Annotated in this window: 12 protein-coding genes; all 12 read left to right on the forward strand. The window is 32.3% G+C overall.

Annotation, left to right across the window (positions count from 1 at the left end; translation table 11 throughout):
• Positions 1-11 precede the first annotated feature (11 nt).
• The 12 genes from pseB to GHD00_RS14610 all read left to right on the forward strand — a co-directional run bounded on the left by pseB (position 12) and on the right by GHD00_RS14610 (position 10,963).
• Complete coding sequence (pseB, locus tag GHD00_RS14555; RefSeq protein WP_163538888.1) at positions 12-977, forward strand: UDP-N-acetylglucosamine 4,6-dehydratase (inverting); 966 nt, start codon at positions 12-14, stop codon at positions 975-977.
• Between the two features lie 33 nt (positions 978-1,010).
• Positions 1,011-1,742 (forward strand): cytidylyltransferase domain-containing protein, encoded by a 732-nt coding sequence (locus GHD00_RS14560; RefSeq protein ID WP_163538889.1) that lies wholly within the window; start codon positions 1,011-1,013, stop codon positions 1,740-1,742.
• A 2-nt stretch (positions 1,743-1,744) separates the two neighbouring features.
• Entirely contained in the window at positions 1,745-2,617 is an 873-nt protein-coding gene (locus GHD00_RS14565) for an SDR family oxidoreductase (protein ID WP_163538890.1), read from the forward strand.
• Entirely contained in the window at positions 2,607-3,683 is a 1,077-nt protein-coding gene (locus GHD00_RS14570) for an N-acetylneuraminate synthase family protein (protein WP_240468715.1), read from the forward strand. Before GHD00_RS14565 ends, GHD00_RS14570 begins: the two co-directional genes overlap by 11 nt.
• Before the next feature lie 6 nt (positions 3,684-3,689).
• Complete coding sequence (locus GHD00_RS14575; protein WP_163538892.1) at positions 3,690-4,214, forward strand: GNAT family N-acetyltransferase; 525 nt, start codon at positions 3,690-3,692, stop codon at positions 4,212-4,214.
• A 78-nt stretch (positions 4,215-4,292) separates the two neighbouring features.
• Entirely contained in the window at positions 4,293-5,291 is a 999-nt protein-coding gene (locus GHD00_RS14580) for a hypothetical protein (RefSeq protein WP_163538893.1), read from the forward strand.
• Positions 5,292-5,328: 37 nt separating this feature from the next.
• The gene (locus GHD00_RS14585; RefSeq protein ID WP_163538894.1) at positions 5,329-6,642 is read left to right on the forward strand and encodes a DUF4910 domain-containing protein; all 1,314 of its coding nucleotides are present in this window, start codon (positions 5,329-5,331) and stop codon (positions 6,640-6,642) included.
• 17 nt (positions 6,643-6,659) lie between these two features.
• The gene (locus GHD00_RS14590; protein ID WP_163538895.1) at positions 6,660-7,817 is read left to right on the forward strand and encodes a sulfotransferase family protein; all 1,158 of its coding nucleotides are present in this window, start codon (positions 6,660-6,662) and stop codon (positions 7,815-7,817) included.
• A 228-nt stretch (positions 7,818-8,045) separates the two neighbouring features.
• Complete coding sequence (locus GHD00_RS14595; RefSeq protein ID WP_163538896.1) at positions 8,046-8,198, forward strand: carbon storage regulator; 153 nt, start codon at positions 8,046-8,048, stop codon at positions 8,196-8,198.
• Between the two features lie 160 nt (positions 8,199-8,358).
• Entirely contained in the window at positions 8,359-8,580 is a 222-nt protein-coding gene (locus GHD00_RS14600; protein ID WP_163538897.1) for a carbon storage regulator, read from the forward strand.
• Between the two features lie 152 nt (positions 8,581-8,732).
• The gene (locus tag GHD00_RS21310) at positions 8,733-10,499 is read left to right on the forward strand and encodes a flagellin N-terminal helical domain-containing protein (protein WP_163538898.1); all 1,767 of its coding nucleotides are present in this window, start codon (positions 8,733-8,735) and stop codon (positions 10,497-10,499) included.
• A gap of 188 nt (positions 10,500-10,687) precedes the next feature.
• Positions 10,688-10,963: a hypothetical protein gene (locus tag GHD00_RS14610; protein WP_163538899.1), complete on the forward strand. Its 276-nt coding sequence runs from the start codon at positions 10,688-10,690 to the stop codon at positions 10,961-10,963.
• Positions 10,964-11,302: the final 339 nt, after the last annotated feature.

The raw sequence follows: 11,302 nt of genomic DNA on the forward strand, positions 1-11,302 counted from the left end.
AGGTGACAAAAATGGATATGTATAATGATAAAACAATTCTTATTACTGGTGGTACGGGTTCGTTTGGTAAAAAGTTTACTAGACGAATACTGGAGACTAGTGTGAAAAAAGTTATTATTTTTAGTAGAGATGAATTAAAACAATATGAGATGAAGCAAGAATTCTCTGATCGCCGCTTACGCTTTTTTATTGGTGATGTAAGAGAAAAGGACAGGTTATATCGAGCATTCGATGGAGTCGATTATGTTGTACATGCTGCAGCCATGAAACATGTAGATGCATGTGAATATAATCCTTTTGAAGCTGTTAAAACGAATATCCATGGGGCTCAAAATATTATAGAAGCAGCAATTGATAAAGGTGTTCATAAAGTTATTGCTTTAAGTACTGATAAAGCTGCTGCTCCTCTTAATTTATATGGAGCAACAAAATTAGCATCCGATAAACTTTTTGTTGCAGGTAACTCTTATGTTGGTGAAAAAGATACCAAGTTTTCAGTTGTCCGATACGGAAATGTTGTGGGAAGTCGAGGAAGTGTTGTTCCGTTTTTTAATAAAATGCGAAAAACTGGACGATTACCAGTTACAGATGAGAGAATGACTCGATTTTGGATAACCCTTGATCAAGGAGTACAATTTGTTATTGATAATTTTCGTAGAATGCAAGGTGGAGAAATTTTTGTCCCCAAAATTCCAAGTATGAAGGTAACAGATTTAGCGAAAGCAATTGGACCAGAGTGTAAGATAGATATAATAGGTATTCGCCCTGGAGAAAAGCTACATGAAGTAATGATAACTGAAGATGATGCTCGTAGAACAATAGAATGTGATAATTATTATGTAATACAACCAGAATTTCCTTGGTGGCAGTATGAACTCAATTCTGAAAATTTAGTAAAAAATGATTTTGTCTATAGTAGTGATAGGAATCAGGAGTGGTTGTCAGTTGAGCAATTAGAAACAATTATTCAAGAATAATTAAACTTTGTAATGCAAAGGGATGTGATCTTGGTGAATATAGTTGCCATTATTCAAGCAAGGATGGGGTCTTCAAGGTTACAAGGAAAAGTATTAAAGGAAGTAATGAGTAAACCATTGTTAGAGTATCAATTACAAAGAGTAAAGAAATCAGAACTAATTACAGATGTGGTTGTAGCGACAACACTTTTACCTAGTGATGACCTTATTATAGATTTATGTAATGAATTAAATATTAAGACCTTTAGAGGCCCAGAAAATAATGTTCTTGAAAGATATTATCAAGCAGCAAGAGAATATGATGCTAATATTATCGTGAGAATGACTGGTGATTGTCCTTTAATTGATCCTTTTATTATAGATAAAGTAATAGATAATTATATTGATAATGAATATGATTATGTCTCAAATACACAAATACGTACCTATCCACGAGGAATGGATGTAGAAGTTTTTTCAGGTAAAGCACTTAAGAGTGCTTATGATAATGCCAAAAAAGGGTATGAAAAAGAACACGTAACTCCTTATATTTACTTAAATAAAAGGTACTTCAATATAGGACAAGTTCAATATAAAGAAAATTATAGTAAATATCGTTTGACTGTCGATACTGCAGAAGACTTTAATCTTATATCCGAAATTTTAAAGAGTATCTATCCAAATAAACAACTTTTTACTTTAAATGATATTATTTATTTATTGGAAAAAGAGCCTGAATTAATAGAAATCAATAAACATGTAAAGCAAAAAAAATTAGGTGAATAAAATTGAAAAAAGTTATGATTTTTGGTGCAACAGGGATGTTGGGGAAATCACTCAGTCATGTATTACAACAAATTGGAATTGAAGTTATTGAGGTAACAAGAAATTATCCATACTATATTGATTTTATTTTAAATAGTAATTCAATAGACGATTTAATCAGATTAGAATCACCTGATATAGTGATTAATTGTGCTGCAATTGTAAACTTAGAATATTGTGAGAAAAATCCTAAAGAAGCATACCTAGTCAATGCTAGAGCACCATATATTTTATCATCTGCTTGTGAAAAGTTTGGAGTATATTTTGTGCAAATTTCAACAGATCATTATTATAATGACAAACCAATTCATTCGCATTATGAAAATGAAAAAATAACGCTATTAAATGAGTATGCTAAAACGAAATTTGCAGGTGAAGCTTTTACATTGATTAATCAAGCAGCATTAGTTATTAGAACAAATCTAGTTGGCTTTAGAAATGGTTATAGTCCTACTTTCTTTGAATGGATAATTAAAGAACTTGAAGCGAATAGGGATATTATAGGTTACACTGATTTCTATACTTCTAGTATAGATACAATTAGCTTTTCAGAACTTCTTCTAAAGCTTATAAATTTGAAAACTTGCGGAATTTATAATATCGCAGCTAATGATGTTATTTCTAAATATGAATTTATTCGGAAAGTGGCATATTATTTTAATACAAGTAGTCAGATAAAAAAAGGTAAAATAACAAATACCATACCCAGAGCAAAGACTTTAGGTTTAGATAATAGTAAATTTATTAAGCATACAGGGGAGATACCCCCTACAAGTAATGAAGTTATTAATCGCCTAGTTAATGAATATAGAAAGGGTGAGCTTGTTGAACTTTAAATCGGAGTTAAAAATAAATAATTCAACAATATCATTAAGTAATCCATCTTATTTTATTGCAGATATAGCCTCAAATCATGATGGTGATTTAAATAGAGCTAAGGAATTGATTTGGTTATGTAAAGAAGCTGAAGCTGATGCTGTAAAATTTCAACATTTTACAGCAGAGGGTTTAATAAGCCAAAAGGGTTTTGATGGAATAGAGAATGCAAGTCATCAATCGAATTGGCATAAAAGTGTGTTTGATGTCTTTAAAGATTATGAGCTAAATAGAAACTGGAATTTGGAATTAATGGAAGAAGCTAAAAAAGCAAATATTGATTTTTTAACTACTCCTTATGATTTAGAGGCTGTTGATGAATTAGATCAATACCTTCCAGCATATAAGATTGGGTCCGGTGATATAACGTATACTGACTTTATTAAGACAATATCAAGGAAAAATAAACCCATGTTGATGGCGACTGGAGCATCAGATATAGCAGATGTTGAAAGAGCGGTTCATTCAATCAATAAATATAATGAGAAGATTGTATTAATGCAATGTAATACTAACTACACAAACTCATTAGAAAACTTTCATTATATAAATCTAAATGTTTTAAAATTATACACTACAATGTTTCCTAATGTAATCTTGGGATTATCAGATCACACCCCTGGCCACAGTACAGTGCTTGGTGCTATAGCACTAGGAGCAAGGGTAATAGAAAAACATTTTACAGATGATAATGAAAGGATAGGGCCAGATCATCCTTTTTCTATGAATCCAAAATCATGGAAAGAAATGGTGGAAAGATCAAGGGAATTGGAACAATCTTTAGGTGATGGTGTAAAAAAAATCGAAAAAAACGAAGAAAAAACTGCAATAATACAAAGAAGAGCATGTTATTTAAAGAAGTCCCTAAAAAAAGGAGATATTCTAAAAAATGATGACGTGGACTTTTTAAGACCAGCAACAGTTAATGCCATCAAACCTTACGAGATAATAAATTATATTGGAAAAAAAATAAATTCATCTAAAGAAAAAGGTGAAGTAATAAACAAGCATGATATGGGGGAATAATTTAGAATGATAAAAGGTTCTAAAGTAGGATTAAGATCTATTGAGGAACAAGACTTGGATAAATTACAATCATGGCGTAATAATTCTGAATTGAGAGTCTATTTTCGTGAATATAGAGAATTAAATAAACAAAATCAATATGGGTGGTATAATAACGTTGTTTCAAATAGTAAAAATACTATTATGTTCGGAATAATTAATTTACAAACTGAAAATCTAATTGGGGCTTGTGGTTTATGTTATATTGATTGGATTAATAGGAGTGCAGAGCTATCGGTTTATATTGGTGAAAAAAAGATTTATATTGATGACATTTATGCAACTGAGGCTACAGAACTACTAGAAACATATGGGTTTGAAGAGGTGAATCTCAATCGTATATGGTGTGAAGTTTATTCTTTTGATGAGAAAAAAATAAAATTATTAAATGAAGCTGGTTATATCTTAGAAGGAAGACTAAGAAGCACACACTGGACAAAAGGTTCTTGGTATGATTCTTATATATATGGAAAATTACTATCGGAACAATAGTACTAATAAAAGGTTTAGTTAATATATTTATTTTAGTGTATTAATAAATATATGAAGTATATCTTAGGATGTGATTAAATGAGATTTGATTTTATACATATCGGTATGATGAAGACAGCTACAACGTATATGCAAAATGTATGGCAACAGGATCCAACATATTGTTTATCTTGGCAAGGAAATACACAATTTTTAAATGAATTAAGGAATAATGTTATTCAGGACAATACGAACATGTTAGTAAGTACTCTAATTAATACAGATACAGTACCAAAGTCAAATCAAACCGTTGTCGTAAGTAGGGAAGGTTTTTCAACAGCATTTTTAAATCAACCGGTATATCAAGATAAAATACCTGAATTTGTTGACTACACAAGCAAAAGTTTGAACCAAGTTACTAAAAAGACAGAAAACTTACTAATAACAATCCGGGAACCAATTTCTTGGATAAGGTCTATGTACGTTCAATCTATTAAACAAGGTAATTATGGTTCAGCACAGGAATTTGTCGATAAACAAAGTGAATTTTTAAAAAATTCTTTAGACCTTGAGTATGTAATCAGTTGCTATAAAAGATATTTTAGCAATATCTTAGTTTTGCCTTTTGAATTACTTAAAGAGAATAAAAAAATATTCTGGGGAGTAATCTCGGATGCTTTTCAAGTTCCAGTTGCTAAAGATAATTTAGACCAAAAAATGAATACCTCTTTAAATTTAGAAAGAACTTATTTATTGTCTAAAATGAATGAAATGTCTAGGTTACTAACAAATACTCTAAAAAATTCATCGGATTACAATAATGTCAAAGAAAAAAGACATTTGATTATAAATCACTTAAGTAACGAAAAATGGGTTCATAGAAGATTTGTAGAATATGCTTCTAGTGAACAAATTCATGAGTTATATAATTTGTTTGGAATTACTAATCCACCAATAGATTTTTTAGAATTTAAATTAACAAATGATTTAAAGGATGCCATCCAAAAGAATTATATTGATTTTCTAAAAGAAAATACTATTCCAGAAGTAAGCGAAGAATATCAAGCTGCTTTTGATGAGATAACACATAATATATAGCTTTATCATTTGCGAATATAAAGGTAGGGTTAATTTAATGGCTAGTGAAGGATTAAAAATGTATGAATTAATGGAGAAATTATTTCCAATTTGCAGAAGTATAACTGGTGAGGGTGTTAGAGAAACTTTAAGGGATATTCAAGAACATATACCACTTGAAGTGAAGGAGGTTCCTAGCGGTACGGAAGTATTTGATTGGACAATTCCAAGAGAATGGAACATCAATGATGCTTATGTTAAAAATGATCAAGGAGAAAAGATTATTGATTTTCAACAAAATAATTTACATGTAATGGGTTATTCTGTTCCCGTTGATAAAAGAGTAACTCGTGAAGAATTAGAAGAACATTTATACTCATTACCGGATCAGCCAAATGCCATTCCTTATGTTACTTCATATTACAAAGAACGTTGGGGCTTTTGTATACGTCATGGGGACAGAACGAAATTAACTGATAGAGAATACTATGTCAAAATTGATAGTTCATTAGAAAATGGAAGTCTTACCTATGGAGAATTAATTATTCCAGGTGAACAGCGTGAAGAGGTTTTCTTATCCACATACATATGTCACCCTTCTATGGCAAATAACGAATTGTCAGGCCCAGTCTTATTATCCCATCTAGTAAAGTGGTTACGTACTAAAAAACGAAAGTATACTTATCGGATTGTTTTTGTTCCTGAAACAATAGGCGCTTTAACTTATTTAAGTAGAAATTTAGAAGAAATGAAGGAGAATATTATAGCTGGATTTAATATTACTTGTGTTGGTGATGATTTAGAGTACTCTTTTCTTCCTTCTCGTTATGGAAATACATTATCAGATCGTGTGGCACTAAAAATAATGGAAGATAGCGATATATCCTTTAAGAAATATTCATTCCTTGAAAGAGGAAGTGACGAAAGACAATATTGTAGTCCAGGTATTGATTTACCAATTGCTAGTATTATGCGTACAAAGTATTGGGAATATCCGGAATATCACACGTCATTGGATAATCTAGATTTTGTTTCACCAAATGGATTACAAGGAGCTTTTGATATTTATAAAGCCTGTATCGAGTTAATAGAGCAAAATGAAAAATTTATGGTGAATTGTTTAGGAGAACCACAGCTAGGAAAAAGAGGTTTGTATCCGACTATAAGTAAAAAAGGTTCTGCAAATCGGGTAAGAGATATACTTAATGTTCTCACATATGCTGATGGAACTAACGATTTAATTGATATCAGTTACATTACTGGCTTACCAGTTAGTGATGTATTAGATATTGTGTATGATCTTTACAATAAAAATCTATTAATAGTAAAAGAACGGGAAGATATTGCTTCTTTTGATTTTCAATTAAATTAGGAAAGGACGAGTAAACATTGGAACAGAAACCATATATAATTACGGGTATGCCTAGATCAGGGACAACGTTGATTTCTAGAATACTTGATGCTCACCCGAATTCAATAGCCCCGCCTGATCCGTATTTTGGTTTTTTTCGTGAATTTAGAAATGCTTTGTTTGAAGAATTGGGGATTGATTATAATAAAGAAGAACCGTTGCATGATTATTTTTATGGGAACAATACACATAAAAAACATGCAATTATGAATGCAAAGTTAGAAATACCATTAAACAGAAACTTGGATAATATTAAAGATACCATTAATAGTTTTGCCGAGACATCGTCTCCATTGGTGATTCCTTATGTAAAAAAAATTGAGGCAGATGACTATAAATCTCTTTTACTCGCATTATATAGGGCTTTAAAAAATGCTTACGGAGATAATTCAACTACACATATAGGATTTAAAACAGCATGGATTGAAGAGTTTTTCCATCCTCTTTATCAATCATTAAATGAAATGAAGTTTGTTCAAATTATTCGGGATCCAAGATCTTTAATTGCATCTAGATTAAAATCTACTCAAAACTTAAGACACGATTATCCTTTAGATTTTCTAGTGAAAAATTGGCGTAAATCTGTATTATATGGTATGTATAATGCTAAATATTATAGTGATAATGTCTATGTTGTAAAATATGAAGATCTGGTTACAAACACTAAAGAAGAAGTTAAAAAAATATGTAGATTTTTAGAATTAGAATATAATGAAAAAATGGTTGATATAAGTTCCTTTCGTGATGGGAAGGGAAATACATGGACTAATAATTCCGCTTATAAAGATACCAATACTATATCAAGTGATTTTATTAATAAGTGGATGGATGTATTAACTGCTAACGAAGTTCAATATATTGAAGATCTATGTAATTTCGAAATGATGTATTATGGCTATAATAGAATTACTAAAAATAATATTCAAAGATCGGCTTTCCAATCTCTTAATAAGGATAGCCATGAATCAGATTGGATTAATCAAATGGATAAGCCTATTCAAATGTCAGAAGCAGAATTATTAAAATACCATGTGTATAATGATCCAGAGCTTGATAAGTATTCAAATGAATTTTTAGAGAAATTGTTTTTATTCCCTGAGATACCGGACATAGCTGATGAACCAAAAGTTCGTTGAAATATATTTATAAAATTATTGATAAAAACACTTAACATTCCTAACCGACTTCCGATAAATAAAGTAAGAAGTCCAAAATCCAATAGCAAGGTAACTCAGGACGAGTTCGAATGCGTTTTTATTGCAAGAGGCAATGGATTTACATTCTGTTCTCGTCCTTTCTTGGCTTCTAAATGTAAAAATATTACAATATGATTAAGGGAATCTTCCAGGAAGGAGGAGCTGTCCGTGCTCGTACTGACTTGTAAAACTGGGGAGTCGATTAAGATTGATGACCGAATTACAGTGCGGGTGGTAGCAGGCAAAAAGGGGCAGTTACGCTTAGCGATTGATGCACCGAAAGACGTAGCGATCCACCGCGGCGAAAAACAACCATCATAGTTTTTAACATAGATATATAATTAAATATTTCAAAAGCTCAGGACGAGCAGATAGGTTAGCCAAGCCATGCAGGATGCACCGGTAAGGTGAAGATACTTATTTGCTCGTTTTTTGTTTTCCAAAATTAGGATCAGTCATAACCATTCAAGGAGGAATAAAAGTGTTAGTTTTAGGAAGAAAACCTGGGGAATACGTCGTGATTGACAATCACATTATCGTCAAAGTCATTAAAGGTACAAGTGGGCAGCTGAGACTAGCGATTGATGCACCGAAGGAAGTACCGATTGTTCGAGGTGAAGTACACGAAGAAAAACTAGCTCAAAAGGTAGTTATTCCACCAAAACCATTGAAATCTAATAAAGCCATAACGCCAGCATCATAGAATTCAAGTTCAAGTGCTAATTTTATAATTTTAAGGAGGTGGTGTGGAGGAAGAGATAAAGCGAGACATATTCCACACTTTAATAAAATCTTAGAATGAGTGCATACGGATGTGCACGAAACAAAATGACAATTACACGGAGGTTATGAAAAATGATTATTAACAACAACATACCGGCACTAAATACTTACCGTCAAATGGGAATTAATCAAGGAGCACAACAAAATGCAATGGAAAAGCTGTCATCAGGTCTTCGCATTAACAGAGCTGGTGATGATGCAGCCGGTTTAGCGATTTCTGAAAAAATGCGTGCGCAAATTCGTGGTTTAGATCAAGCAAGTCGTAACTCACAAGATGGTATCTCGATGATTCAAACAGCTGAAGGTGCATTAAATGAAACACACAATATCCTACAACGTATGCGTGAACTTGCGACACAAGCTTCAAACGATACAAACGTTGATGTTGATCGTGAAGAAATCCAAAAAGAGATTAATGAATTAACTTCTGAGATTAACCGTATTGGTAATACCACAGAATTCAACACGCAAAAAATACTTAAAGGTGACGAACAAGTTTTTGTAAAAGAAACTGGATTAGATGACTTAGCAATTGGTGAATTATCTGGTGGTGGTACAACTTATAGTAACGCAACACAAACTATTGATTTTAACGCTGTTTCAGGTGGAGATGCAGACTCTGAAACTTTAGTGTTTAAGCTTGGTGATACAGACGGTAATATTCAAGAGATTACTATTTCTTTTGCTTCTGGAGGTTCAGATGGTTATGTAACGGATAGTGCAACGGCTACTTCTGCAACTGTTTCTATCTCAACAGGAACAACTGCGTCTGGAACTGTGGCAAGTGCAGTAGAAGATGCTTTAAAGGCAGTCATTGCTGAAAATGAAAAGTTAGCAGGAAATTATGATACATCAGTCTCTTCTGGTAATTTAACACTTACTGCTGTAAATGATCTAGCTGGAAATCAAGGGAAAATGTTAGATACAAGTGGTTCAAATACGAACACGGTAAATGCTGGCGGAGATGCTTCTATTGGTGAGACTTTATTAGATAAAGCAAGTGGGACAATGGATTTAACCAACTTAACCAGTGGAGAAATTCGTGATCTAGCAGGTACTGGTTTAACTGTTAACGGTCAAGCAGTTGAGTTTTATAACTCAAGTGATGGTCATTATACAGGTGAAGCTCTAGGGATCGATATTAGTTCAGCTATAGCTGTTATGGAAAACCAAACGAATGTTAGCTCAGGTCAAGCTCAATTAGCATCAGATATCGCAAATGCTTTAGATGATATCGAGGGAATCGATGTATCAGATGATGGAGCTGGATCTGTTAATATAGTAGCTTCTGAAGGTGGAGAAGCTGGTAATGATATATCTATTACAGACGGAGCAACAAGTAGTGATTTTACTGCTAAATTCCAAATTGGATCCAATCAAGGTCAAAGTATGCAAATTAACATTGGTGATATGAGAGCTGCAGCACTTGGTGTAGCTGGATCTGACGCAGGAGGAAGTGTCGATGGCGTTGAAGGCGCTGCTTATACTGAAGTAGAAAGTGTAACGAATGGTACAGATAATAATAAAACAGAGTTTGCATTAGATGTATCCACTCATGAAAGTGCTTCTGCAGCAGTTACTGCAATTAATGATGCGATTGAAAAAGTTTCAGCACAACGTTCTAATTTAGGATCATTCCAAAATCGTTTAGAGCATACTATTTCAAATTTAGATAACTCATCTGAGAACTTATCTGCAGCGGAATCACGTATTCGGGATGTGGATATGGCGAAAGAAATGATGGAAATGACTCGTGCAAATATTCTTTCTCAAGCATCACAATCTATGTTAGCTCAAGCAAATCAGCAGCCACAGTCAGTATTACAGTTATTAGGTTAATTATATAATATAGATAAGGGATTCTATTATGGAATCTCTTAATTTTTAATATTAGCTAATTACATATATTGATTTATTAATAGAAAAAATGTATGATGGTGATCGTCCAACTTATTATTAGAGTGAAATAAAAGCCAGTATAGACTGATACTGTCTTGGCGGTACAAAAACAGCAGGAGGTTACATCAATGGAAAGTAAGTATCCAAAAATATTTAAGTGGCTAGGTATAATAGAGATAATAGCTGGATTTTTTGTTGCAGGAATAATGGCAGATCAAGCAAGAGATGATGGTTTTGCTGTATTTATTCCTGTATTTTTGATTGGAATAGTTACTGGGATATTCTTGATGGCATTCGGTCATGTCATATCTCTACTGGAAGAGATTAGTAACAATTCAAGGCGTTCAGAAGAGAATTCAAGAAAAACCTGGCTTGAAATAGAAAAATTAAGAGAAGATAAATAAGATCCATTATATAGACAGCTTACCTTAGAATATTAGAACGGAAATAGGAATTTTCCAAACAATCACTAATCCTAGTGGTTGTTTTTATTATGTAATAAATTCTTGTAATTACTGTAAAAAGTTGCTAAAATCAAAACAGAACAAATGTTCTTGTTGCGTTTTATATATAGAAGGGTGGTTATAATGGGTGGAAACGCTAATGCAAGTAAGAGAAGGTCAAAAGTCGTATATTCCTCATGATCAACTGTTCAAGCAATTAATCGGAAGTTTGTGATACTCATAATCTTTTATTTTTTGTTTTAAAATAAACAGTTCACTAGAGAGTTCTTCCAAAGGCTT

The organism is Gracilibacillus sp. YIM 98692, assembly GCF_010993965.1.
GTDB lineage: Bacteria > Bacillota > Bacilli > Bacillales > Amphibacillaceae > Gracilibacillus.